At 72.3% G+C, this 23465-nt stretch carries 24 protein-coding genes and 1 tRNA gene; 3 read left to right on the top strand and 22 right to left on the bottom strand.

The window, feature by feature from the left end:
• Window positions 1–98 precede the first annotated feature (98 nt).
• The gene (locus tag ACZ592_RS11520; protein WP_471581292.1) at window positions 99–299 is read left to right on the top strand and encodes a hypothetical protein; all 201 of its coding nucleotides are present in this window, start codon (window positions 99–101) and stop codon (window positions 297–299) included.
• Window positions 300–856: 557 nt separating this feature from the next.
• On the opposite strand, the gene ACZ592_RS11515 is transcribed toward ACZ592_RS11520, so the two are convergent.
• The 9 genes from ACZ592_RS11515 to ACZ592_RS11475 form a co-directional block, all read right to left on the bottom strand.
• A complete protein-coding gene (locus ACZ592_RS11515; protein WP_471581291.1) occupies window positions 857–1645 on the bottom strand; it encodes a hypothetical protein in 789 nt (262 codons plus the stop codon).
• A gap of 78 nt (window positions 1646–1723) precedes the next feature.
• Entirely contained in the window at window positions 1724–2587 is an 864-nt protein-coding gene (locus ACZ592_RS11510; protein ID WP_471581290.1) for an RNA polymerase sigma factor SigF, read from the bottom strand.
• A 244-nt stretch (window positions 2588–2831) separates the two neighbouring features.
• Window positions 2832–3668, bottom strand: a complete 837-nt coding sequence (locus tag ACZ592_RS11505; RefSeq protein WP_471581289.1) for an RNA polymerase sigma factor SigF — start codon at window positions 3666–3668, stop codon at window positions 2832–2834.
• A 212-nt stretch (window positions 3669–3880) separates the two neighbouring features.
• Window positions 3881–4174: a Dabb family protein gene (locus ACZ592_RS11500; protein WP_471581288.1), complete on the bottom strand. Its 294-nt coding sequence runs from the start codon at window positions 4172–4174 to the stop codon at window positions 3881–3883.
• A gap of 46 nt (window positions 4175–4220) precedes the next feature.
• On the bottom strand, window positions 4221–4400 hold the full coding sequence (locus tag ACZ592_RS11495) for a hypothetical protein (protein ID WP_471581287.1): 180 nt from the start codon (window positions 4398–4400) through the stop codon (window positions 4221–4223).
• Between the two features lie 459 nt (window positions 4401–4859).
• A tRNA-Ser gene (locus ACZ592_RS11490) sits at window positions 4860–4944 on the bottom strand.
• 92 nt (window positions 4945–5036) lie between these two features.
• Window positions 5037–5468, bottom strand: a complete 432-nt coding sequence (gene tadA / locus ACZ592_RS11485) for a tRNA adenosine(34) deaminase TadA (RefSeq protein WP_471581425.1) — start codon at window positions 5466–5468, stop codon at window positions 5037–5039.
• Between the two features lie 141 nt (window positions 5469–5609).
• Entirely contained in the window at window positions 5610–6167 is a 558-nt protein-coding gene (locus ACZ592_RS11480; RefSeq protein WP_471581424.1) for a tRNA adenosine deaminase-associated protein, read from the bottom strand.
• Between the two features lie 204 nt (window positions 6168–6371).
• Window positions 6372–6542 carry a hypothetical protein gene (locus ACZ592_RS11475; RefSeq protein WP_471581286.1) on the bottom strand — a complete coding sequence of 57 codons (171 nt, stop codon included), beginning with the start codon at window positions 6540–6542 and terminating at the stop codon, window positions 6372–6374.
• 120 nt (window positions 6543–6662) lie between these two features.
• On the opposite strand from ACZ592_RS11475, the gene upp reads away from it, so the two are divergent.
• Window positions 6663–7298: a uracil phosphoribosyltransferase gene (upp, locus tag ACZ592_RS11470; protein ID WP_471581285.1), complete on the top strand. Its 636-nt coding sequence runs from the start codon at window positions 6663–6665 to the stop codon at window positions 7296–7298.
• 44 nt (window positions 7299–7342) lie between these two features.
• On the opposite strand, the gene ACZ592_RS11465 is transcribed toward upp, so the two are convergent.
• Together ACZ592_RS11465 and ACZ592_RS11460 are read right to left on the bottom strand one after the other, a co-directional pair.
• Window positions 7343–8032, bottom strand: coding sequence for a LytR C-terminal domain-containing protein (locus tag ACZ592_RS11465; RefSeq protein ID WP_471581284.1), 690 nt, complete (start codon window positions 8030–8032; stop codon window positions 7343–7345).
• A gap of 119 nt (window positions 8033–8151) precedes the next feature.
• Window positions 8152–8448 carry a type II toxin-antitoxin system VapB family antitoxin gene (locus ACZ592_RS11460; RefSeq protein WP_003955420.1) on the bottom strand — a complete coding sequence of 99 codons (297 nt, stop codon included), beginning with the start codon at window positions 8446–8448 and terminating at the stop codon, window positions 8152–8154.
• A 138-nt stretch (window positions 8449–8586) separates the two neighbouring features.
• On the opposite strand from ACZ592_RS11460, the gene ACZ592_RS11455 reads away from it, so the two are divergent.
• Window positions 8587–10401, top strand: coding sequence for a helicase HerA-like domain-containing protein (locus ACZ592_RS11455; RefSeq protein ID WP_471581423.1), 1815 nt, complete (start codon window positions 8587–8589; stop codon window positions 10399–10401).
• 39 nt (window positions 10402–10440) lie between these two features.
• Here the strand turns inward: ACZ592_RS11455 and ACZ592_RS11450 are convergent, their stop codons facing one another.
• The 11 genes from ACZ592_RS11450 to ACZ592_RS11400 form a co-directional block, all read right to left on the bottom strand.
• Window positions 10441–10626: a hypothetical protein gene (locus ACZ592_RS11450; RefSeq protein ID WP_471581283.1), complete on the bottom strand. Its 186-nt coding sequence runs from the start codon at window positions 10624–10626 to the stop codon at window positions 10441–10443.
• 78 nt (window positions 10627–10704) lie between these two features.
• A complete protein-coding gene (locus tag ACZ592_RS11445) occupies window positions 10705–11055 on the bottom strand; it encodes a hypothetical protein (RefSeq protein WP_471581282.1) in 351 nt (116 codons plus the stop codon).
• 667 nt (window positions 11056–11722) lie between these two features.
• Window positions 11723–12511: a TetR/AcrR family transcriptional regulator gene (locus ACZ592_RS11440; protein ID WP_471581281.1), complete on the bottom strand. Its 789-nt coding sequence runs from the start codon at window positions 12509–12511 to the stop codon at window positions 11723–11725.
• Window positions 12512–12616: 105 nt separating this feature from the next.
• Window positions 12617–14119 (bottom strand): MFS transporter, encoded by a 1503-nt coding sequence (locus tag ACZ592_RS11435; RefSeq protein WP_471581280.1) that lies wholly within the window; start codon window positions 14117–14119, stop codon window positions 12617–12619.
• 173 nt (window positions 14120–14292) lie between these two features.
• Entirely contained in the window at window positions 14293–16506 is a 2214-nt protein-coding gene (locus ACZ592_RS11430) for a glycosyltransferase family 39 protein (protein WP_471581279.1), read from the bottom strand.
• The gene (locus ACZ592_RS11425; protein WP_471581278.1) at window positions 16503–18176 is read right to left on the bottom strand and encodes a bifunctional glycosyltransferase family 2/GtrA family protein; all 1674 of its coding nucleotides are present in this window, start codon (window positions 18174–18176) and stop codon (window positions 16503–16505) included. Before ACZ592_RS11425 ends, ACZ592_RS11430 begins: the two co-directional genes overlap by 4 nt.
• 26 nt (window positions 18177–18202) lie before the next feature.
• Window positions 18203–19906, bottom strand: a complete 1704-nt coding sequence (locus tag ACZ592_RS11420; RefSeq protein ID WP_471581277.1) for a sensor histidine kinase — start codon at window positions 19904–19906, stop codon at window positions 18203–18205.
• Window positions 19907–19950: 44 nt separating this feature from the next.
• The gene (locus ACZ592_RS11415) at window positions 19951–20700 is read right to left on the bottom strand and encodes a response regulator transcription factor (RefSeq protein WP_471581276.1); all 750 of its coding nucleotides are present in this window, start codon (window positions 20698–20700) and stop codon (window positions 19951–19953) included.
• 155 nt (window positions 20701–20855) lie between these two features.
• Window positions 20856–21773, bottom strand: a complete 918-nt coding sequence (locus ACZ592_RS11410; RefSeq protein WP_471581275.1) for an amidohydrolase family protein — start codon at window positions 21771–21773, stop codon at window positions 20856–20858.
• Window positions 21770–22126 (bottom strand): antibiotic biosynthesis monooxygenase family protein, encoded by a 357-nt coding sequence (locus tag ACZ592_RS11405; RefSeq protein WP_471581274.1) that lies wholly within the window; start codon window positions 22124–22126, stop codon window positions 21770–21772. The genes ACZ592_RS11410 and ACZ592_RS11405 overlap by 4 nt, the downstream gene beginning before the upstream one ends.
• A gap of 267 nt (window positions 22127–22393) precedes the next feature.
• Entirely contained in the window at window positions 22394–23449 is a 1056-nt protein-coding gene (locus ACZ592_RS11400) for a DUF2797 domain-containing protein (protein ID WP_471581273.1), read from the bottom strand.
• Window positions 23450–23465: the final 16 nt, after the last annotated feature.

The following is a 23465-nucleotide window of genomic DNA, read 5'->3' as shown; positions in this document are numbered from 1 at the left end:
CGGACTAAAGAGTCGGCAAAGTTCTGGGACCCCGCTCGTAAAGTCCCTGGCCAGAGGGGGTTGGGCCGACAGCGCTGAATTCGCTAGGGTCCTGCTCCATGGCACACAACCCCCAGGGCAATCAGGGCACTCCCGACCCTGCCGGCAACACCCAGATGTTCCGCGCCTTCGTCGACGAGGCTCCGCAGGGCCGTCAGCAGCAGGCGGTGACCTCTTCCGGCCCCCGCGTCGGCCTGATCATCGGCGTGGTCCTCGCGATCGTGGTGGTGGCGGGGGTGGCTTGGCTCGCGCTCAAGTAAGGAGTCTGGCCCCTGGGCCTTGGGCGGTTCTCGGTGGGCGGGGGTCGCCCTGCGCGGGTGGGTGCGGCCCGTCGTGGCTGATCGCGCAGTTCCCCGCGCCCCTTAAAAGCCCACCCGCCGTTGCGGGGCGCGCTGCGTGGGCGGGTGCGGGTGTGTTGTGGCTTGTCGCGCAGTTCCTCGCTCCCCTGAAAGCAACAGCCCGCCGCCCCCGTACCCCTGAAAGCAGCAGCCCGCCGCGCCCGTACCCCTGAAAGCAACGGCCCGCTGCGCCCCCGAGGCGCTGCCCCGCCCGAGGCACCACCTCTGCGGGGGTTGCCTCAGCTGCAGTGCATCGTCCCACCGGGCCGCAGCCTCCCAACCGGCCGGAGGGGGCGCGGGGGTATGTGCGCACGGAGCACCGAGCGGACTGTGGCGTCTTTGTTCTTGAGGCGTGGCGCAGGGATAGCGAGTACGTACATACGCCCGCGACCCCGCCCCACAGCCGAACCCCAGGGGCGCGGGGAACTGCGCGACCAGCCACACCACACCCGCAGACGAAGACTCGCCCAGGGCCGGCGCTACTTCCACTTCGCCGAGACGTCCTGCGTATCCACGTGCATGCCCATCGGCACCCGCCACGCGTCCACACAGACGGGCCAGGTCTTCTCCTTCTTCTGGCCCGGCGCGATCGGTGCGGGCAGCTTCACCGTGGACTCGACCGTGGCCCAGTCGACGCCCAGCGCGCCGATGATGTGCGTCTCGAAGGTGAGCGTCCCCGAACGCACCGGTGAGCCACCGGTGTTGCGGAAGGCGACGGTGACGTTCTCGCACCAGCGCTTGTCCGCGGGCTTCCGCTGCGGATCGCCGACGCTCAGTACGGCCGGGCCGGAGGCCGGTGGGTCCGGATCCGGTGAGCTCGGGTTCGGCGAGTCCGGGCCCGGGTGCGACGGGCGGGAAGGGTCAGAGGGGCCGGAAGGGTCCGACGGCGCATCCGCGCCGGAGCCGGACGTGCCGTCGTCCGTCCCGCCGGAGGTGGCAGACGTGCGAGAGCCTCCCTTGCCGTCGGGGCCGTCGGGGCCGTCGGGGCCGTCGGGCAACTTGCCCTCCGCGTCGCCCGCGCGGGGCCCTGAGGCCGCCCCCGAGGCGGAGGAGGGGGAGCGGGACGCCTTCGGGGCGTCGTCCAGCGGGAGCAGCTGCACGCCGCCCATGGGGCCCACCGTCCTGCCCGGGGGCCGCTCGGGCGAGGAGCCCGCCGCGCCGGTCGCCACATAGCCGTCGCCGCTGTCGCCGCCGCAGGCGGCGAGCAGGCCGCCGAGGCACACCACGGCCGCCCCGGCACCGAGCACGTTCCGTACGCCACGTCGCATCGCGCCAGTGTGGCTGACGGTCCGTCAATTAGGAACCCCGTCAGCAACACCGGCCGCGCGATGACCAGTTGGCGTGCGTCAGTCCGAGATGAGGCCTTCGCGCAGCTGCGAAAGCGTGCGCGTGAGCAGTCGGGAGACGTGCATCTGGGAGATGCCGACCTCCTCGCCGATCTGCGACTGCGTCATGTTGGCGAAGAAGCGCAGCATGATGATGCGGCGCTCGCGCGGCGGAAGCTTGGCGAGGAGCGGCTTGAGGGACTCGCGGTACTCCACGCCCTCCAGGGCCGTGTCCTCGTACCCCAGGCGGTCCGCGAGGGAGCCCTCGCCGCCGTCGTCCTCGGGGGCCGGGGAATCCAGCGAGGAGGCCGTGTAGGCGTTTCCGACGGCGAGGCCGTCGACGACGTCCTCCTCGGAGACGCCGAGCGCGGCGGCCAGTTCGGGCACGGTCGGCGAGCGGTCGAGCCGCTGGGCGAGCTCGTCGCTGGTCTTGGTGAGCGCCAGGCGCAGCTCCTGGAGGCGGCGCGGCACGCGCACCGACCAACTGGTGTCCCGGAAGAAGCGCTTGATCTCACCGACGACCGTCGGCATCGCGAAGGTCGGGAACTCCACGCCCCGTTCGCAGTCGAAACGGTCGATCGCCTTGATCAGGCCGATCGTGCCGACCTGGACGATGTCCTCCATCGGCTCGTTGCGGCTGCGGAAGCGGGCCGCCGCGTACCGCACGAGCGGGAGGTTCAGTTCGATGAGTGTGTCGCGTACGTAGACGCGCTCCGGGCTGTCCTGGTCGAGCGCGGCGAGCCGCAGGAAGAGGGAGCGGGACAGGGTCCGGGTGTCGATGGCTTCCGAGGCTGTCGAGCTGTGAAGCGCGTCGGGCGCGGATTCGCTCGGGCTCTTGACGAGCGTGAGCGTGAGCACCTTCGAGCTGCCCTGGTCTGCGGACATGCCACCCCCTTTGGGTCGCGGACGGTCGCGGCGGGCGCTCCCGTCGGAGGAACGCAGCCTCCACCTGAATACCGGAGGTGGGGCTACGGCAAACGCGGTTCCAGCAGAATGTCACATGTCGGCAACACGCTGTAGTTACTTGTCGACAAACAAGGGTGACATCCGTGCAGGAAAGAGGGGGTCTGGGGGATTTCGACAAAGAGTCCCGTCGGGAACGGCTCCGACAGGACTCCACCCGATACGGTTACGCCTCGATCCGATTTGCGGACCGAAGTCGTGCGAAGCTTCTGGCCAGCAGTCTCGACACATGCATCTGGGAAACGCCCAATTCGGCGCTGATCTGTGACTGCGTCAGATTGCTGTAGTAGCGCAGGAGCAGGATCCGCTGCTCGCGCTCGGGCAGCTGGACCAGGAGATGGCGTACGAGGTCGCGGTGTTCGACGCCGTCGAGCGCGGGGTCCTCGTAGCCGAGCCGGTCGAGCAGGCCCGGCAGGCCGTCGCCCTCCTGGGCCGCCTCCAACGACGTTGCGTGGTACGAGCGTCCGGCCTCGATGCAGGCGAGCACCTCGTCCTCGGTGATGCGCAGCCGCTCGGCGATCTCCGCGGTCGTCGGCGAGCGCCCGAAGGCGGTGGTGAGGTCTTCGGTCGCGCCGGTCACCTGCACCCACAGCTCGTGCAGGCGACGCGGTACGTGGACCGTGCGGACGTTGTCGCGGAAGTACCGCTTGATCTCGCCGACCACGGTGGGCATCGCGAAGGTCGGGAACTGCACGCCGCGCTCCGGGTCGAACCGGTCGATGGCGTTGATGAGTCCGATGGTGCCGACCTGGACGACATCCTCCATCGGCTCGTTGCGGCTGCGGAAGCGCGCGGCCGCGTACCGCACGAGCGGCAGGTTGGCCTCGATGAGGGCGCCGCGCACGCGGCCGTGTTCGGGGCTGCCCGGTTCCAGCTCCTTGAGCTGGCCGAAGAGCACCTGGGTGAGGGCGCGGGTGTCGGCGCCGCGGGTGCTCCCGGTGCTCGGGGCGGCCTTCGCGGGTGGAGCCTCGGGCGCAGTACTGGCCGGCACGGTCAACGCCACCCCTTCTCGGTCAGGCACGGTCGAGGTCAGGCACAAGCTCGGTCGACCTCGGTCAACTCATCCGTCAAAAGCGGTCATAGCATCACAAGACATGTGCACTGTGTGCAAGCACCCGATAACTACGTGTTGAAGGCAAGTTGGGGCATACGACGCAGAACGGCCCCGCACCGTGGTGGTGCGGGGCCGTTCGGGGAGCTGTCGCGCCCGGGGGCTCAGAACTCGTAGTCGGCGATCACCCACGTGGCGAACTCGCGCCACAGGGCGACGCCCGCCTGGTGGGCCGGGTGCTCGATGTACCGCTTCAGCGCATCGGTGTCCTCGACCGCCGAGTTGATGGCGAAGTCGTACGCGATGGGGCGGTCGGTGATGTTCCAGTCGCACTCCCAGAACGTCAGTTCCGGGATCTGCCCGCCGAGGGCGCGGAAGGCGGCGACGCCCTCGGCCACGCGGGGCTCGTCACGACGCACTCCGTCGTTGAGCTTGAAGAGGACCAGATGGCGGATCACGGGCACTCCTTGGAGAGGACTGGTGCGGGGCGGCCTCGGCGGCCGCTCAGTCCTTGCCTCCGTTGGCCACCCACGTCATGAAGTCGCCGATGCTCCGAGCGGCGTTCGAGACGCCTTCGAAGCCTATCTGCACGTAGTCGGCGGCCTTGGCCGGGTCGGTGATGATCACATAGAGCGCGAAGACGACCACCGCGAAGAGGCCGAGCTTCTTCCACTGCACTGCCACGATCTGGCCTCCCCTTGCCGTGCCCCGTGTGACCCCTGTGACGGCGGCGAGTCTAACCCGGACCGTACTCACGGGGCTTTTAGGGACCAACGGCCCGGCAGCAGAGGCCCTTTGCCTGCCCTCCACGGGTGGCGCGAGGCGCAGGATTGGTGGTGAGCCCAGCGGATCTGGCAGGAATCCGCGGGTGAGGGACTGGCCCCTACTGCGGGGTCCGCGCCGTCTGCTTCCCCCCTGACGGCGGCGCTGACTTGAGGGTCCGGTCCTCGTCGGGGGGAGCGGCTTGTCCCCCCGATGCCGCTTCCCCCGTCCCGGCGGGAGGAGCCCCGGTGCCTTGCGGAGGCGCCGGGGCTTTCCGCGTGCCCGCATGCCCGAGTGTCCGCGTGTCCGTATGCGCGCACGCCCGCGGATCCGTGCACGACGAAGGGCCCGTCCAGCTGGACGGGCCCTTCGTATCAAGAGCGGTAGCGGTGGGATTTGAACCCACGGTGAGTTTCCCCACACTCGCTTTCGAGGCGAGCTCCTTCGGCCGCTCGGACACGCTACCGAGAGGAACTCTAGCCCAAGGTGGGCCGTGGACAGAAATCCGTTCCCGGCGGCCCCGGACCGGCCTTGTCCCCGCCGTGTGCCGGATTTCCCTCAGCGGTTTCGGAAGAAGTCCGTCAGCCGGTCGGCGCACTCCCGCGCGAGGACGCCCCCGATGACTTCGGGGCGGTGGTTGAGCCTTCTGTCGCGTACGAGGTCCCAGAGCGAGCCGGCCGCTCCCGCCTTCTCGTCGCGCGCTCCGTAGACGACCCGGTCCACCCGGGACTGCACGAGCGCGCCCGCACACATCACGCAGGGCTCCAGTGTCACGACGAGCGTGCAGCCGGTCAGCCGCCACGCGCCGAGCCCGGCGGCGGCCCTGCGCAGGGCGAGCACCTCCGCGTGCGCGGTCGGGTCGCCGGCCGCCTCGCGTTCGTTGTGGCCGGTGGCGAGCACCGTCGTGCCGTCCGGGGACAGCACGACGGCGCCGACGGGTACGTCGCCGTTCCCGAGGGCCAGCTCGGCCTCGGCCAGGGCGAGCCGCATGGGCGCCCGCCAGCGGTCGCGCACGGGATCGTCGTCGGTCGCGGTGAAGGGGTCGGTCGGATCGATGCGGTCGGTCGGGTCGGTGGCGGCGATCGGATCGGTCGGGTCGGTCGGGTCGGTCGGATCGGTCACACGGGGAACCTAGCGGACGGTCTCGAGCACCTCCGCCGCCCCGAGGATGTCGGCGATCTCGCTGAGCGCGTCGCCGCTCTCGAGACCGAGCAGATCCTTCTCGGGCACCCCGAGGTCGGCGAGGATCTCCGAGTCGCCGACCGGTCCTGACGGCACCCCGGACGTGCCGGGGGCGTCGTCGGCCGGGGCATCCCCGTCGGCGTCGGACGCCTCCGGTTCGCCGTCCTCCGTGCCGTCGAGGTCGAGGGCGTCCAGGTCGACCGCCCCGTCGTCGTCCGGATCGCGGCCGAGCATCTCGTCGGTGAGCAGGATCTCCCCGTACGAGCTGCGGGCGGCCGCTGCGGCGTCCGAGACGTAGACACGGGGGTCCTCCTCCCCGTCCACGCGGACGACGCCGAACCACGCGTCGTCCTGTTCGATGAAGACGAGCACCGTGTCGTCGTCGTAGTCGGCCGTGGCCTCACGGGCCAGGTCGGCCAGATCCGACAGGGTCTCCACATCGTCGAGCTCCGTGTCGCTCGCTTCCCACCCGTCTTCGGTGCGCGCGAGCAGTGCGGCGAAGTACACCGTGACTCTCCCACTGGTCATAGGCAGTGCCGGTTGGCGGTTTGGGGTCCCCCCGGCGAGGTCGGGGAGCGGGGAATCGCTGTGCCATGCCCCGCCCATTCGGAATCGTGGCAGAAACAGCGCCGTCAGGAGAGGTCTTCCGGCCGCTGTGTTCCGCGTCGCGTTCTTCCGGGGCCCTCGCCGGGCCCGCCGCCGGCCGGGCGGCTACCAGCGGAACGTGCGCATACGCATCTGCTGACGCATCCGTGCCGCCCGGGCGCGGCGCGGCTTCACACGGTCGCGGAGCTCGATGGCCTCGTCGCGTTCGCGCAGGAACTGGGCGCGGCGACGGCGTCGCTCGACGTCGGTCTCGTCTTCCGGCTTGCGTTCCGTCATGGGCCACACCACCTCAGTCCGTACGTGCCCACCTTCCCCCCGTCGGCGGGGTTGATGCCAACGCGGGCCGGTGCGGGCCAACGGGGGAGCGGGGCCCGGGTCCCGGTTACTGTTGATGTCATGCGGATCCACGTCGTCGACCACCCGCTGGTGGCGCACAAACTCACCACGCTGCGCGACAAGCGCACCGACTCCCCGACCTTCCGGCGCCTCGCCGACGAGCTGGTCACCCTGCTCGCGTACGAGGCCACCCGGGACGTGCGCACCGAGCAGGTCGACATCGACACCCCGGTCTCGCGGACCACGGGCGTCAAGCTCTCCTACCCGCGGCCGCTGGTCGTGCCGATCCTGCGCGCCGGTCTCGGCATGCTCGACGGCATGGTGCGGCTGCTGCCGACCGCCGAGGTCGGCTTCCTCGGCATGGTCCGCAATGAGGAGACGCTGCAGGCCTCCACGTACGCGACGCGCATGCCGGACGACCTCTCCGGCCGTCAGGTGTACGTCCTGGACCCGATGCTCGCCACGGGCGGCACGCTCGTCGCGGCGATCCAGGAGCTCATCAAGCGCGGCGCCGACGACGTGACCGCCGTGGTGCTGCTCGCCGCCCCCGAGGGCGTCGAGATCATGGAGCGCGAGCTGGCGGGCACTCCGGTGACCGTCGTGACCGCCTCGGTCGACGAGCGGCTCAACGAGCAGGGGTACATCGTGCCGGGGCTCGGCGACGCGGGCGACCGGATGTACGGGGCGGCGGAGTAGCGGCGCGGTTCCACGCTGCTTCGGCCGGCGGTCCCTCCCGCCGGCTAGCAGTTCTTCTTGTCTGACGGAGCGGGCGTCGGCCTGGGCTTGGCCAGATCGGCCAGGGCCTTGTCGGCGTCCGCTTTTTTGGCCAGGTTCTTGAACTTGTCGCCGATGATCAGGTCGACCTCGCCGCCCTTGCGGGCGTCGGACCGGGGCTCGGCGCCGGTGAGCTGCGTGCCGAGGACGGGGAGCGCGGTGTCGGCGGCCGACTTGGGGCCGAGCAGTATCCCGGTGCCCTTGACCTTCTTGTCGAACTCCTTCGCCGCGTTGCCGACCTTGCCGATGGCGAAGCCGCGCTTCTTGAGCTCGTCCGCGGTCTCCTTGGCCAGGCCGCCGCGGGGCGTGGCGTTGAAGACGTTGACGGTGATCTGGGCCGGCTTGGGCAGCGGTTTCGGTTCGGCCTTGTCCGCCGCGTCCGCGTCCGCCTTCGCCCCGGCCTTCGAGGCCTCGGTGCCCGAGCCCGGCTTGCGGTCGCAGTCGCCGCCCGCGCGGCTCGCGGCCGATGCCTTGTCGCCGCCCGTGAAGACGTTGATGAGCTGCAGCGTGCCCCAGCCGATCAGGCCCACGGCCGCGGCGGACGCGATCACCGCGAGCACGATCCTGCGGCGCCCGCTGGGGCGGCGCATCCGTGGATATTTGTCCCCCGTGATGCGGTACTTGCCGCCCATGCCGGGGGGAGTGAGCATGCTCATGGGCGCAGCGTAGTGCGGCCGGACGGCGATGCCTACTAAATGATCATTACTCGGGGCCCAGTCCAACCCAAAAGGGCCAATGCCGACTTGGGGCAGGGCCGGGCGGGGGTGCGGTCGCGTCAGCCCAGTTCGAGTACGCGCGCGTGGAGCACCTGGCGCTGCTGCAGCGCGGCGCGGACCGCACGGTGCAGCCCGTCCTCCAGGTACAGGTCGCCCTGCCACTTCACGACGTGCGCGAAGAGGTCGCCGTAGAACGTGGAGTCCTCGGCGAGCAAGGTCTCCAGGTCGAGCTGCCCCTTGGTCGTCACGAGCTGATCGAGGCGGACCGGGCGCGGCGCGACATCCGCCCACTGGCGGGTGCTTTCCCGGCCGTGGTCGGGGTACGGCCGGCCGTTTCCGATGCGCTTGAAGATCACACGGAAAGCCTACCGGGCAAGGCTCTCCGGGCGCAGCCATGGAGACGGAGTGCGACCCTGGGAAATGACGCAGTAAATCGGTGCAAACCGGAAACACGCCAGCCGGGAACAGGGGCCGAAGTGAGCGAGAGCCAGCCGATGCCGTCCACACCGGGCCGCGCGAACCGCCCGAACGAGTCCGCTCCGGTAGTGGGGATGACGGCCGGAGGCGATGGTTCCGGGGGCGGTGGGGACTTCGTGGCGTCCGGGGTGTCTGGGTCGCCTGATGTATCTGATGCGTCTGATGTTTCAGAGCTTTCAGAGCTTTCAGAGGTATCTGAGGTTTCTGGTGCTGACGTGGCGGTCGGCGATGTGGGTGCGGGTGCGGGGAGCGGGAGTGCGTTGCCTCAGGAGGCGACGGAGATCGCCGCCGGATACGCCTTCGCCGGGCCCGCCCTCGACCTGGGCGCGCTCCTCTGGGACGGGCGGTGCCTCGCCGACGCGCAGATCCGCATCCCGCTGCCCATGCTCAACCGGCACGGGCTCGTCGCCGGGGCCACCGGCACGGGCAAGACCAAGACCTTGCAGCTCATCGCCGAGCAGCTGGCCGCGCAGGGCGTGCCCGTGTTCCTGGCGGACATCAAGGGCGACGTCTCGGGCATCTCGGCCCCCGGCGAAGCGGGCGAGAAGGTCGCGGAGCGGGCCCGTGACGTGGGGCAGGAGTGGGAGGCGACGGGGTTCCCGAGCGAGTTCTACGCGCTCGGGGGCATCGGCACCGGGATCCCGGTACGGGCCACGATCACCAGCTTCGGTCCAGTACTGCTCTCGAAGGTGCTGCAGCTCAACCAGACCCAGGAGCAGTCGCTCGGCCTGATCTTCCACTACGCCGACCAGAAGGGCCTCGAACTCGTCGACCTGAAGGACCTGCGCGCCGTCGTCACCTTCCTGACCTCGGACGAGGGCAAGCCGGAACTCAAGGGCATCGGCGGCCTCTCGACCGTGACCGCCGGCGTCATCCTGCGGGCCCTCACCGCGTTCGAGGCGCAGGGCATGGCGGACTTCTTCGGGGAGCCGGAGTTCGACACGAGCGAGTTCCTGCGGCTGGCGCCGGACGGGCGGGGGCTGGTGTCCGTCCTCGAACTCCCCCAGGTCCAGGACAAGCCGCAGCTCTTCTCGACGTTCCTGATGTGGCTGCTCGCCGACCTCTACAACGACCTGCCGGAAGTCGGCGACGTGGAGAAGCCGAAGCTCGTCTTCTTCTTCGACGAGGCCCATCTGCTCTTCAACGGCGCGTCGAAGGCCTTCCTCGAAGCGATCACGCAGACCGTGCGGCTGATCCGGTCCAAGGGCGTCGGCGTCTTCTTCGTGACGCAGACGCCGAAGGACGTGCCCGCGGACGTGCTCGCGCAGCTCGGCAACCGCGTGCAGCACGCGCTGCGGGCGTTCACCCCCGACGACCAGAAGGCGCTGAAAGCGACGGTACGGACGTTTCCCGACTCGGCGTACGACCTGGAGGAGATCCTCACCGGGATCGGCACCGGCGAGGCCGTCGTCACCGTGCTCAGCGAGAAGGGGGCGCCGACTCCGGTCGCCGTGACGCGGCTGCGGGCGCCCGAGTCGTTGATGGGGCCGGTGGAGGCGGGCGCGCTGGAGCAGGCCGTGCGGTCCTCGCTCCTGTACTCGCGGTACGCCGACGCGGTCGACCGTGAGTCCGCGTACGAGAAGCTGACCGCCCAGGAGGCGGAGACGCAGGCCCGCAAGCAGGCGGAGGCCGAGGTGGTGGAGGCGGAGAAGGCGGAGAAGGCGGAGAAGGCGGCGCGGGCCGAGGCACGCGCCAAGCCGCGCGGGGACGGGTCCGTGGTGGAGCAGGTGGTGGGGAGCGGGATGTTCAAGTCCCTGCTGAGGTCCATGGGGACGCAGATCGGGCGGGAGATCTCGCGGTCCGTGTTCGGGACGGCCCGCCGCAGACGCTGAGGCTGCGCCGGGCCGTCGTGGGGTGGGGTGCCGTGCCGGTCAGGCGTCCTTGGGGGTGCCGTGGCCGTGGCCGTGGTTGCGGTCGTGGTTGCGGTCGTGGTCGTGGTCGTGCTGGTGGGGCTGGGGGTGTTCGCCGTCGGGCTGCGGGGGCGTCTCGGGGGATGCGGTGCGTACGCCTTCGGCGCGGAGGAGCGCTTGGAGCGCCGCGTAGGGGTCGATCGGCATGAGGGTGTCCTTGATCTGCGCTTTTGCTGGTGAGGGGGGGAGGAAGGGGCGGGCGGGCGACGTGGGCGCCTTCCTCTGTCAGCAGCGCAGGACCACCGAGCGGGGGGTCGGGACGTGGGGGTGGAGGCGGGAGGAGTGGGGCGTGGCGGGTGTGGCGGGGGCGGGACGTGGTGCGGGGGTGTGGGGGCGTGCGGTGGGCAGGCGGGTGGCGTGGCGGGTGGGCAGGCGCAGCGCCGTGTCCGTGGCGTCCTGGAGGGCCTCGCCGCCGGTCTCCGTGGAGAGGGTGGCGGGGGGTGGGGGTGCGGTCGCCTGGGCGGTGGGGGCCGGGGCGAGGGCGGTGAGGACGGCGAGGAGGAGTACGAGGAGGGTGAGCAGCGCCCGGGGCCGCGTGGGGTGGCGGCGGTGGGGTGAGGTGGGCGGGGCGCTCATGGAGGGCTTGTCCCCGGGTGGGCCGCGTGTCGATCGCGGTCGGCCGAGATGCCGCTCTCATGGGCTAGGGCGGGTTCTGGCCCCTGGGCCTTGGGTGGTCTCGCCTTGGGTCCGTCTTGTGGGGCGGGGGCGCGGGGGTATGTACGTACTCGCTATCCCTGCGCCACGCTGCACGAACAAAGGCGCTATGGCCGGCTCGGTGCTCCGTGCGCACATACCCCCGCGCCCCCTCCGGCGCGTACGCGGGTGCGGCCCGGTGGGGGCTTTCCGGGCAAGCCCCGCAGGGCCGGTGCCTCCTGAGGGCTTCAGGTGTGGCCTCGGGTGGGGCGGTGCCCTCCCCCGGGGGCCCCGGGCGGGTCGACGCCTCGGGGGCGCGGCGGGCTGCTGCTTTCAGGGGCGTGAGGGCGGCGGGCTGTTGCTTTCAGGGGTACGGGGGCGGCGGGCTGTTGCTTTTAGGGGCGCGGGGAACTGCGCGACCAGCCACAACACACCCGCACCCGCCCACGCAGCGCGCCCCACAACGGCGGGTGGGCTTTAAGGGGCGCGGGGAACTGCGCGACCAGCCACACCACACCCGCACCCGCCCACGCAGGGCAACCCCCACCCACCCCGCACCGCCCAAGGCCCAGGGGCCAGCCCACGTAGGGAAGACCCCACCCCGCCACGTTCAAGGCCCAGGCGTCGGGGGGTTCTTGACCAGGAGGGACTCGATGCCCGCGATCATCAGATCGAGAGCGATCGTGAAGTCCCGTTCCCACATTTCCTCGACCGTGTCCCCGTTCCGCGCCGCCATCAACTCGTCCGCGCTCTCCAGCAGCCCGTGCGTCGCAAGCTCGGTGCGGACCGTTCCGGCCGCCTCCCGGTAGTAGTCCTCCTGCGACATCCCCGCCTCCGCGCACCGCGAGATGTAGTGGCCCTCGATCGTGCCGAAGCCGTACACGAACTGGAAGACCGCCGAGATCGCGCCGTTCTGCGTGTAGGCGGGCAAACCCGTGTTGCGGACCGCGTTCTGGATCGCGAGGGCGAACGCCAGCCAGTTCGGGCCGATGTTGAGGTACCGGCCGACCAGCGGTGACACCCAGGGGTGGCGGATCAGCGCCGCGCGGTACTCGTACGCCAGCGCGCGCAGTTCCTCGCGCCAGGCCTCGGGCGACGTCTCCGGGCCGGGGAGCCGCATCTCGCCGCAGACCATGTCCAGGGCGAGCTCCAGGAGGTCGTCCTTGGTGTCGACGTACCAGTAGACGGACATCGCCGTGACGTTCAGCTCGCCGGCGAGCCTGCGCATGGAGAACTTGTCCAGGCCCTCCGCGTCCAGGAGCGCGACCGTGGCCCGTGTGATGCGGTCCCGGTCGAGGCCGCTCGGTTCGCCCTTGCGGCCGCCGCCGCGCGGGGCCTTTTCCTGCAGCCAGACACTCGTCCGCGCCGCGCTCTTCGTGCGGCCGGCAGCCTTCGCCATGGCGCGCCTTCCTCGTTGGTCCTCGGGCCTGGAGCGGTTGTCTCCGGGGGTGCGGCGTGGAGAGGGCGGCCGGTACGGAGCCGGGTGGTCCGCCCTCCCCCGATGCTATGCCGCGCCCTCACCCACGGAGTCTGCCCTCTGCGCCCTGCGCAGCAACGCCGCCGCCAGGATGCCCCCGACGAAGACCGCCGCCGCGCCCACCAGCTGGCTCGTCTCCAGGCCCGAGGCGAACGCGTCGGCGATCCGTTCGCGCTCGCCCGTCGACTTCGCGGCGGCCATGGCGGCGGGGAAGGACGCGGCGGAGACCGCCACGAGCGAGGCGAAGCGGGAGTTGAGGACCGCGCCGAGCACGGCGACGCCCAGACCGTTGCCGAACTCCGCGAGCGTGCCGTTGATGCCCGCGCCCACGCCCGCCTTCTCCGGCGGTATGGCGCTCATGATGGCGTTGGCCATCGCGGGCATGGCGAGGGCGATGCCCATGCCCATGACGATCAGGCCGAACAGCAGGCCCGTGTAGTTGTCGCCGCCGAGCAGCGCGATGGCCGAGAGGCCCGCCGCCAGCATGCTCATGCCGGACGCGATGGTGGCGGGTGTGCCCAGCTTCGCGTGGAGTTTCGCGCCGATGCCCGCCAGATTCAGGGCCACGATGGTCGCCGCGAGCGGCGCCGTGCGCAGCCCCGCCTCCAGCGGCTCGTACCCGAGTACGAACTGCAGGTGCTGGGTCAGGAGGAAGAGCGAGCCGCCCATGCCGAAGGCCACGAGGATGGCGCCCGCCACCGCTCCGACGAACCGCTGGTCGCGGAAGAAGTGCATGTCCAGCATCGGGTACGGGATCCGCAGCTCCCAGCACGTGAACGCGCCGAGCACCAGGACGCCGACGGCGGCGGGGACCAGCACCTGCGACGACGTCCAGCCGTGCTCGGGCCCGGAGATGATCGCGTAGACCACCGCCGCCATGCCGGTCGTCGAGAGCAGCGCGCCCAGCAGGTCGGGGCGGTCGCCCCGGGGGTTCTTGGACTCGGGGACCAGCCTGAGGACGGCGACGAGGCCGATCAGCGCGACGGGGATGTTGATCAGGAAGATCGAGCCCCACCAGAAGTGGTCCAGCATGAAGCCGCCGAGCAGCGGACCGGCCGCGAACCCGAGGGAGTTGATGGTGGCCCAGAGGCCGATCGCCTTCACCCGCTCCGCGTCGTCGAAGATCTGCACGACGACCGCGAGGGTGGTGGTCATCAGGAGCGCGCCACCGACGCCCATGCCCGCGCGGGCGGCGATGAGCTGGCCGGAGGTCTGGGCGAGGCCAGCCGCCAGCGAGCCGATGCCGAAGAGGGCGAGGCCCACCGCGAGCAGCTTCTTGCGGCCGTAGCGGTCCGCGGCGCTGCCCGCGGTGAGCAGCAGGCCCGACTGGACCAGCGAGTACGCGTTGATCATCCACTGGATGTCGGACGTCGACGCGTCCAGCTCCCGGGTGAGGGAGGGGATCGCGACGCTCAGGACGGTGTTGTCGAGCAGCACGGTGAGCTGGGCCAGGCAGATCACGCCGAGGATCAGCCAGCGCTGCGGGTGCCTCTGCGAGGCGGTGGGAGCCTCGGCGGTCGTCGCCGTCATACGGCCCTCCCTCTCTGGTTATACGGTGTACGGGGCTGTGCGACTTACACTGTAAGGCAGCTCCCATACGGCGTACAAGAGATTTCCGGGGAGGGAGACGAGGGAGGGCCGTGGGAGGGCCGTGGGGGTTCCTGCCGCTGCTTCGTCCGCTGCTTTTCCGGCGGCTTCGTCCGCTACTTCTTCGGCTGCGTCAGGTCGTAGAACGTCGCGCTGCCCACCGTCACCTTCTTGAAGGTCGACTCGACCCAGGACGTGATCCCGGACGCGGTGCCGTTGCCCCCGCCGCCCATGCCCCCGCCCATGCCGCCCGAGCCGCCCGAGCCGCTCCCGATGAAGTAGTGCACCTTGCCGTCCGTCACGTACTGCTTGAACTGCGCGAGCGTCGGGGACGGATCACTGCCGTTGAAGCCGCCGATCGCCATCACCGGTTCGCCGGTGGCCAGTTGGTAGCTCGCCGCGTTCTGCGAGCCGATGGCCGCCGCGGCCCACGTGTAGTCACCGGCGTCCGTCTCCAGGAGCTTCTTCGCCGCGGCGGAGACCTGCGCGCCGTTCAGCAGACCGCCCATGCCGCCACCCGTGCCACCGCCCATGCCGCCCTCGCGGCCTCGCTGGCCCTGGGCGTTGTCGCCCTGCCGGCCGGGCCGGCCCAGCGGAGGCTGGCCCTGTTGGCCCTGTTGGCCCGGTGGCTGCTGGCTCCGCTGGCCGGGCTGGCCCTGCTGCTGATTGCTCTGGCCGGCCTGACCCGGCTGCCGCATACCGCCCCCGCCCCCGTCGCCGCCGCCCGGTCCGCCCGGACCGCCGCCGCCCGGCCTGCCGCCGCCGGGGCCGCCCATGCCGCCCGCCGACGCCGGGCCCGCCGTCACGATCGAGCCCGTGTGCGCGCTGTCCACCGTCGACAAGGTGTACGCCGCCGGGGCCGCCACGGACGCCGCGAGGCTCAACCCGAGCGTGGTGAGGGCCAGTCGACGGCCGAGACGGCCCGCGAGCAACAGGCCCGCCGCCCCCACGGCACCGGCGACGAGCACCGCCCACCGCAGCCAGGGCGCGTAGTCCGGCGTGCGGCCCAGCAGGACGTACGCCCAGAGCGCCGTCGCCGCCACCGTCACGCCGAGCGCCGCGCACGCCCGGCGCGAGGTCCGCTCCTCCCACAGGACCGTGACACCCATGCCGACGAGCGCGGCGATGGAGGGGGCCAGGGCCACCGTGTAGTACTGGTGGAAGATCCCCGCCATGAAGCTGAAGACCGCCGCGGTCATCAGGAGCGAGCCGCCCCACGCCACGAACGCCGCCCGCGCGGTGTCCGTGCGCCGCGCCTTGCGGGTGAGGACGAGGCCCGCGACCAGGAGGATCAGCGCGGCCGGCAGGAGCCAGGAGATCTGGCTGCCGACCTCGGAGTCGAACATCCGGCCGAGGCCGGTCTCGCCCCACTGACCACCGCCGCCGCCAACACCGCCGCCCCCGCGGGGGCCGCCGCCCCCGCCCACGCTGCCGGTCTCCTCGCCGTTGATGCGGCCGAGGCCGTTGTAGCCGAAGGTCAGCTCCAGGAAGGAGTTGTTCTGCGAGCCGCCGATGTACGGCCGCGAGGAGGCGGGCCACAGCTCGACGATCGCCACCCACCAGCCGCCCGCGACGACCATCGCGCCCGCGGACAGGGCGAGTTGGCCGAAGCGCCTGCGCAACCGGACCGGCGCGCACACCGCGTAGAGCACCGCGAGCGGCGGCAGGATCAGGAACGCCTGCAGCGTCTTGGCGAGGAAGGCGAGCCCGACCGCGACGCCCGCCCACACCAGCCACTTGGTGCGGCCGTGCTCCAGCGCGCGCAGGACGCAGTGGACCGTGACGGTCATCAGGAGCGCGAGCAGCGCGTCCGGGTTGTTGAAGCGGAACATCAGCGCGGCGACCGGGGTGAGCGCGAGGACCGCGCCCGCGATCAGTCCAGCGGCCGGGCTGAAGCGGCGCCGCACGGCCGCGTGGAGCACGCCGACGGTCGCGACGCCCATCAGGACCTGCGGGACAAGGACCGCCCACGAGTTGAGCCCGAACAGGCGCACGGAGAGCGCCATCGGCCAGAGCGAGGCCGGCGGCTTGTCGACGGTGATCGCGTTGCCCGCGTCGAGCGAGCCGAAGAAGAGGGCCTTCCAGCTCTGGCTGCCCGCCTGGACGGCGGCGGAGTAGAAGGAGTTGGCGTAGCCGGACGCGCTGAGGTTCCAGAGGTAGAGGACCGCGGTGGCGAGCAGCAGGCCGAGGAGCGCGGGGCGGGCCCAGCGGGGGTCGTCGGGGCGGCCGCGCCAGAGCCGGGCGGGCAGCGCGGCGGGCCACCGGCGCGCGGAGCCGTCCGGCGCCGCCGGCAGGGGCGTCGGCGCCGCCGTGGGAGAGGCTGTCGTCATCGTGCGTTCCTCGGGTCGTGGGGAGCGGTCAGGCCGGGGGGCGTGCCGGGGGCGGTGCCGGGTTCCCTGTCGGAGGGCGCGGCGGGGGCGGCTTCTGCGGTCACGCCGGGTGCGCTGCCGGGGGGCGCGGCGGGGGCAGCTTCTGCGGTCACGCCGGGTGCGCTGCCGGGGGGCGCGGCGGGGGCAGCTTCTGCGGTCACGCCGGGTGCGCTGCCGGGGGGCGTGGCAGCGGCGGCGTCGGCGGTCATGCGGGGCGCCATTCCGGCGGCAGCGTCGGCGACCACGCCACGTGCCCTACCGGCGGTCGGCTCGTACGAGGGGGCCTGGACGTCGCGTATGTGTGTGATGTCGTACGCGTGGGCGGGCTCCGGAGCCCGGGTGCCGGGCTCGGGGGAGGGTGTCGGCCGGGGGACGGCCTCGGCCCGCGGTGCGCGGCGGTCCGGGAACACCCACGCCCGCAGCAGCAGGAACCGCAGCACCGTCGCCGCGAGGTTCGCCGCGACCAGCACCGCGAGCTCCGTGGAGTGCGCGGGGTCGCCCGATGCCGCGCCGAGCGCCGCGAGGGAGCCGCTGGTCAGGGCGAGGCCGATGCCGAAGACGACGAGGCCCTGCGCCTGGTGACGGACGGCGTGGTCGCGGCCGCGCACGCCGAAGGTCAGCCGCCGGTTCGCCGCGGTGTTGGCGACCGCCGACACCAGGAGGGCCGCCGCGTTGGCTGCCTGCGACCCCGTGAACGTACGGAAACCGCTGTAGAGCAGCAGGTAGAAGAGGGTGGAGAGGGCGCCGACCACGCAGAAGCCGACCAGTTGGCGGGCCAGGCCGCCGGGGACGCCGGTGAGCTGTGTGTCGCGCGGGTCGTCGCCGAACGGGCGGGCGAGGCGGTCGAGCGGCAGGGCGCCGACGGCGAGCGCGCGGCCCACCCGCCACACGCCCCGCAGGTCGTCCGTGGCCGTCTTTACGAGGTGGACCGTGGAGTCCGGGTCGTCCACCCAGTCGACCGGCACCTCGTGGATGCGCAGTCCGGCGCGCTCGGCGAGGACCAGCATCTCCGTGTCGAAGAACCAGCCGGTGTCCTCGACCAGCGGCAGCAGCACCCGCGCCACGTCGCCGCGGATCGCCTTGAACCCGCACTGGGCGTCGGAGAAGCGGGCGTGCAGGGAGCCGCGCAGGATGAGGTTGTACGTACGCGAGATGAACTCGCGCTTGGGCCCGCGCACCACCCGTGAACTGCGGGCGAGGCGCGAGCCGATCGCCAGGTCCGAGTGGCCGGAGATCAGCGGGGCGACCAGCGGGAGCAGCGCGTTGAGGTCGGTGGAGAGGTCGACGTCCATGTACGCGAGGACCGGCGCGTCGGAGGCGGACCAGACGGCGCGCAGCGCCCGGCCGCGGCCCTTCCGGTCGAGCCGGACGTGCCGCACCTCGGCGACGGAGCCGGCGAGTCCCGCGGCGACCTGCGGGGTGCGGTCCGTGGAGGCGTTGTCCGCGACCGTGATGCGGAAGGGGTAGGGGAAGGTGCGGGTGAGGTGGTCGCGGAGCCGCAGGACGCACGGCCCGAGGTCCTTCTCCTCGTTGTAGACCGGAATCACGACGTCCAGAACGGGTACGTCGCGCCAGGCGGCGGGCAGGTGGTCCCGCGACGGCAGGGCACCCGGGGAAGAGTCGGTTCGCATGGGACCGACACTCGCCAAGTGGTCTGTCAGGGCTGTGTGGTGAGGCTGTGGCCCGGCTGTGAGGTGACGCCGTGGCCCGGCTGCGGCGAGGGGGAGTCATGGCCCGGCTGCGGCGCGGGGGAGGCGTGGTCCGGCTGCCGTGCGGGGAAGTCATGGTCCGGCTGCCGTGCGGGGAAGTCGGGGCCCGGCTGCCGTGCGGGGGTCGGCGGGGCGCTCTCAGCCGCCTCGGCCGGAAGCACGACGGCGAACACGGTCCGTCCGGGCGCGCTCTCCACGCTCACCGTGCCGCCGTGCGCGGTCACGATGGCGCGGACGAGGGCCAGGCCGAGGCCCGTCGAGCCCGCGTGGCGCGAGCGGGAGGCGTCGCCTCGGGCAAAGCGTTCGAAGACGGCGGGCAGCATCTCGGGGTCGATGCCGGGCCCGTCGTCCTGGACCTCCAGGCGCACGCGGGGGCCGTCCGCGCGCAGGCGGGCCGTCACCGTCGTGCCCGGCGGCGTGTGGGTGCGGGCGTTGGCGAGGAGGTTGGCGACGACCTGGTGCAGGCGGGCGGTGTCGGCGCGCACGAGGGCGGGCTCGTCCGGCAGCCGCGACAGGTCGAGCCGCCAGTGGTGGTCGGGGCCCGCGGCCCGCGCGTCGCTGACGGCGTCGACGACGAGCGGTGCGAGATCACTGCTCCGGTACGAGAGCGGCTGTTCCGCGTCGAGCCGTGCGAGCAGCAGCAGATCCTCGACCAGGCCGGTCATCCGCTCGGCCTCGGACTCGATCCGGCCGAGCGCGTGCCGGGTGTCGGGACCGGTGGACGTGGCCTCCCGTCCCCGGCGCGTCAGTTCGGCGTACCCGCGGATCGAGGCGAGCGGGGTCCGCAGCTCGTGGCTGGCGTCCGCGACGAACTGGCGTACCCGCGTCTCGCTGCGCTGGCGCGCTTCGAGGGCGGAGTGGACGTGGTCGAGCATGCGGTTGAGCGCGGCGCCCACCTGGCCGACCTCCGTGCGCGGGTCGGCGTCGGGGGCCCGTTCGTGCAGGGCCACCTCGCCGCTGTGCAAGGGGAGTTCGGAGACCCGTGTGGCGGTCGTGGCGATCCTGCGCAGCGGGCGCAGCGCGACGCCGACCATGGCGGCGCCGGCCAGCGAGGCGGCGGCCAGGCCCGCGGCGGTGACGCAGACCTCGACGACGATCAGGGTGTCGAGGGTGTTCCGCGCCTTGGCCGCCGGGACGCCGACGAGGAAGTCGCCCTTGACGCCGCTCGTGTACGTGGCGCGGTACGCGCCGCGCCCCGGGATGTCGACGTCGTGCGGCTCCCCGTCCCTCGGCACGGAGGCGAGGGCGGCGATCTGGGCGTCGTCGAGCCGCGTGGCGTCCGGCACCGGACTGTCGCCGTCCGCCTCGGTGCTGACGAGGGCGCGGCCCACCGAACCGTCCTGCCCCACCTCCGCGCCGATGGTGCCGAGTTCCTGCGGGCCCCGCGTGACGAACTCCAGCGGGTCGTCGTGCGCGCCGGGGCCGCTGCCCGCGCCCGGGAGCGGCCCCTTGCCGGGCACCGCGGCGGGCCCCGACGCCCGCTTGCCGACGTCGCCGAGCACGCCGTCCAACTGGTCGTACAGATGGGACTTGAGGGCGAGGGTGGTGACGGTCCCGATGACCGCGCACACGACGGCGATCAGCGCGACGGCGGACAGCACGAGCCGCGTGCGCAGGGTGCGGGGCCGGTTGCGCCGTCCCGGGAGGCGCACCGGAGCACGTCTCACAAAGACGCGTCTCACGAAGGGACGACGTCTCACGAAGGAACGGGTACCGCGGACTTGATCAGATAGCCCGCCCCGCGCCGCGTGTGGATCATCGGCTCCCGGCCCGCGTCTATCTTCCTGCGGAGGTAGGAGATGTAGAGCTCGACGACGTTGGCCTGGCCGCCGAAGTCGTAGTTCCACACCCGGTCGAGGATCTGCGCCTTGCTGAGCACGCGCCGCGGATTGCGCATGAGGTAGCGCAGCAGCTCGAACTCGGTGGCGGTCAGGTGGATGGAGTCCCCGCCGCGCGTCACCTCGTGGCTGTCCTCGTCGAGCGTCAGGTCCCCCACCACGAGCGTGGACTCGCTGCGCTTGTCGGCGGCACCGGCGCGCCGGATGAGCCCGCGCAGCCGTGCCACCACCTCTTCCAGGCTGAAGGGCTTGGTGACGTAGTCGTCGCCGCCGGCCGTGAGCCCGGCGATGCGGTCCTCCACCGCGTCCTTCGCGGTCAGGAAGAGCACGGGAACGTCCGGCATCTCGCGGCGCAGCCTGCCGAGCAGGGAGAGCCCGTCCATGTCGGGCAGCATCATGTCGAGCACCACGGCGTCCGGCCGGAACGTGCGCGCGGCCCGCACCGCGCCCGCGCCGTCGCCCGCGCTGCGGATCTGCCAGCCCTCGTACCGCAGGGCCATGGACAACAGGTCGGTGAGCGACACCTCGTCGTCCACGACGAGCACGCGGACGGGGCTCCCGTCCGGCCTGAGCAGTTCGGTACGCGCCTGGGGCGTGGTCGTGGTCATGTCCCACACCCTGCGACGCGCCTCTGAGAGCACTCTTGCGCGAACCTGTGAATTCCCTGAGAAACCCTCCGCGGGGGACGTGGGGGCGCGGGGGGCGCCGGGGGGGGCTCGGGGGGCTCGAGGAGGGGAGAGACAGGTGGCCCCGGGGCGTCGGCTCAGGCGATCCCGAAGAGCCGTGCCGCGTTCCCGTGCACGACCCCGCGCAGCCACGCGTCACCGAGGCCGAGCCGCTCCAGGGCCTGGAGCTGGTGCAGGTACGGGTAGGGGATGTTGGGGAAGTCGCTGCCCAGCAGCACCCGCTCCCCCAGGTCCGCGAGCCGCCCCGCCTCCGCCGCGGGGAACGGCATCAGCCGCTCGCTGAAGTCGGTGAACGCCATCGTCGTGTCGAGGCGCACCTCCTCGTACCGTTCGGCGAGCGTGAGGAACTCCGCGTACTCGGGCATCCCCATGTGGGCCACGACGACCGGCAGCCGCGGATGGCGGGCGAGGAGCCGGGCGATCGGCTCGGGGCCGGTGTGCTTGCCGGGCTCGGGGCCCGACCCGCAGTGCACGACGACCGGGACGCCGGCCTCGGCGAGCAGGCCCCAGACCGGTTCGAGCAGCGCGTCGTTGGGGTCGTAACCGCCCACCTGGACATGCGCCTTGAAGACCCGCGCGCCCGCCTCGACGGCCTCCCGCACGTACCGGTCGACTCCGGGCTCCGGGAAGAACGTCGCGGTGTGCAGGCAGTCGGGCGTGCGCCGCGCGAAGTCGAGGGACCAGCCGTTGAGCCACTCCGCCATGCCCGCCTTGTGCGGATAGAGCATCGAGGTGAAGGCCCGCACCCCGAACTCGCCGAGCAGCGCGACCCTCCGCTCCTCCTCGTGCCGGTAGGTGATGGGCCACTGCACCGCGCCCGTCGCGTCATAGGCGTCGAAGTACGCCCAGACCTTGTCCAGCACGCGCTCCGGCATGAAGTGCGTGTGTACGTCGATGAGTCCGGGCGTCCCGAGCCGCTCCCAGAACCCGCGCACGGCGGCGGCCTCCGCACCGCTGTCGCCGCTGGCCCCGCTGGCCCCGCTGTCCCCGCTCACGGCTTGGGCTCCGCCCGCTCGAAACCGTGGCTCCTCTCGACCTTGGCGACGTGCAGGACGTACGTCTCGTACCAGTCCTCGCGCCCGCGCCGCTGTGCCGCGCGGTGCTCCAGATCGCTCCGCCATGCCTTGATCGCCTCCTCGTCGCGGAAGTACGAGACGGTGATGCCGATGCCTCCCGGCGTGCGGGCCGCGTCGGAGCCGAGGAACCCCGGCACCCCCGTGACCAGGTCGTCCATGCGCGCCGCGGTCTCTCCGTAGCCGTCACCGTGCTCGGTGCGCACGGAGGTGAAGACGACGGCGTAGTACGGCGGTTCGAAGGGTCCGACAGGACCTCTGGCGTGATCGCTCATGTCGTCACACTCGGCCTTCGGCCCACCGGAGTCCACCCCTTTCCGCCGGATCTTGCCGGACGGTCACGCGGACTTGACCGTCCGGTCGGCGAAGGCCCGTACGGAGGGGACGCGGGATCGCGCAGCGGGAGGCCCGAGCCCTCGTCAGCCCACCTGCCCACCTGCCCACCTGCCCGCCAGGCCGACAGGCCGACAGGCCGACAGGCCACCAACCCGGCAGGCCGCCAGGCCGCCAGCCCGCCAACCCGGCAGCCCCACGGAGGCGCCTCAGAAGAGCCCGTCCTGCTCGGCACCGCCGCCCGCCGCCGGCACCACGGCCTGGACGGGCACGCTCACGCCCGCCCCCGCGTCGGCCGCCACCAGCTCCCACCCCACGAGCACCCGTGTGTCGACCACCAGCACGCCCCCGCCGCCAGCCGCACTCTTCCTGCCGGCCCCGCTGATCCCACCGGTCCCACCGGTCCCACCGGTCCCACCGGTCCCACCGGTCCCGCCGATCCCGCCGATCCCGCCGGTCACCGCCAGGTGGAGGTCGGGCCCCGCCGCGGCGACCAGCCGCCCCGCGACCACCCCGCCGTCGACCAACTCCCGCACCACACCGGTCGGCGACGCGGGACCACCCCGCGCCCCCTGTGCCTCACGCACATCCCGTACACCCTGCGCATCCCGCGCACCCCGCGCACCCCGCGCACCCCGCGCCTCAAGCCCGAACGCCTCCGCGTGGTCGACCGCCTCGAACGCCACGCGTTCCAGCGCATCGGCCCACCCGGCGAGCTCCGCGGCCCGCCCGTACAACTCCGCCAACTCCTGTACGCGTACGGCCGGTTCGGGCAGCATCGCCCGCACCCCGCGCTTGCGCGCGTACGGCACCCGGTCCGGCACCCCGAGCGCGGCCCGCAGCAGCTCCTCCGTGCGCCGCGCCGCCATCAGCGGCCCGCGCCCCAGCCAGCAGAACGCCACCGCCCCCTGCTCCAGGAGCCGCACGGGCCCCCGCTCCTCGGCCGTGATCCCGGCCTTGACCATCCCGGGACCGAACCAGGCCAGATACACCCGGTACGTCCGCGGATCGTCCGGCACGCCGTCCGCCGCCACCGAGAACGCCCGGTCCAGGCGCGCGCACTCCGGGCAGCGCGCCTGCGTGGCCCGGCCCGGCACGACGGCCCGCAGCGGGCACGGATTGCCCCGCGCCCCGACGCACCGCCGCTCCCCGACCGCCCGGAAACCGATGCCCTGCCCGTACGCGAGCGGACTCCGCCTGCCCCCTTCCCACCGCAGCACGGGCTGCCCGTCCGGCCACCCGAGCCCGGCGCAACGCCACTCCACTCCCGCAACTCCCTCT

The organism is Streptomyces sp. NPDC040622, from assembly GCF_055593965.1.
Note: the sequence above shows the minus strand (reverse complement) of the source record. Positions and strands in the feature narration are given on the sequence as shown.

Coding starts and splice junctions, on each gene's coding strand:
- ACZ592_RS11475 (WP_471581286.1), bottom strand. CDS start 6,542: ATGACGGAACGCAAGCCGGAAGACGAGACCGACGTCGAGCGACGCCGT.
- ACZ592_RS11465 (WP_471581284.1), bottom strand. CDS start 8,032: ATGAGCATGCTCACTCCCCCCGGCATGGGCGGCAAGTACCGCATCACG.
- ACZ592_RS11445 (WP_471581282.1), bottom strand. CDS start 11,055: ATGAGCGCCCCGCCCACCTCACCCCACCGCCGCCACCCCACGCGGCCC.
- tadA (WP_471581425.1), bottom strand. CDS start 5,468: ATGCGGCTCGCCCTGGCCGAGGCCGAGCTGGCCCTCGGGAACGGCGAC.
- ACZ592_RS11455 (WP_471581423.1), top strand. CDS start 8,587: ATGCCGTCCACACCGGGCCGCGCGAACCGCCCGAACGAGTCCGCTCCG.
- ACZ592_RS11440 (WP_471581281.1), bottom strand. CDS start 12,511: ATGGCGAAGGCTGCCGGCCGCACGAAGAGCGCGGCGCGGACGAGTGTC.
- ACZ592_RS11430 (WP_471581279.1), bottom strand. CDS start 16,506: ATGACGACAGCCTCTCCCACGGCGGCGCCGACGCCCCTGCCGGCGGCG.
- ACZ592_RS11405 (WP_471581274.1), bottom strand. CDS start 22,126: ATGAGCGATCACGCCAGAGGTCCTGTCGGACCCTTCGAACCGCCGTAC.
- ACZ592_RS11450 (WP_471581283.1), bottom strand. CDS start 10,626: ATGCCGATCGACCCCTACGCGGCGCTCCAAGCGCTCCTCCGCGCCGAA.
- upp (WP_471581285.1), top strand. CDS start 6,663: ATGCGGATCCACGTCGTCGACCACCCGCTGGTGGCGCACAAACTCACC.
- ACZ592_RS11515 (WP_471581291.1), bottom strand. CDS start 1,645: ATGCGACGTGGCGTACGGAACGTGCTCGGTGCCGGGGCGGCCGTGGTG.
- ACZ592_RS11520 (WP_471581292.1), top strand. CDS start 99: ATGGCACACAACCCCCAGGGCAATCAGGGCACTCCCGACCCTGCCGGC.
- ACZ592_RS11425 (WP_471581278.1), bottom strand. CDS start 18,176: ATGCGAACCGACTCTTCCCCGGGTGCCCTGCCGTCGCGGGACCACCTG.
- ACZ592_RS11415 (WP_471581276.1), bottom strand. CDS start 20,700: ATGACCACGACCACGCCCCAGGCGCGTACCGAACTGCTCAGGCCGGAC.
- ACZ592_RS11510 (WP_471581290.1), bottom strand. CDS start 2,587: ATGTCCGCAGACCAGGGCAGCTCGAAGGTGCTCACGCTCACGCTCGTC.
- ACZ592_RS11435 (WP_471581280.1), bottom strand. CDS start 14,119: ATGACGGCGACGACCGCCGAGGCTCCCACCGCCTCGCAGAGGCACCCG.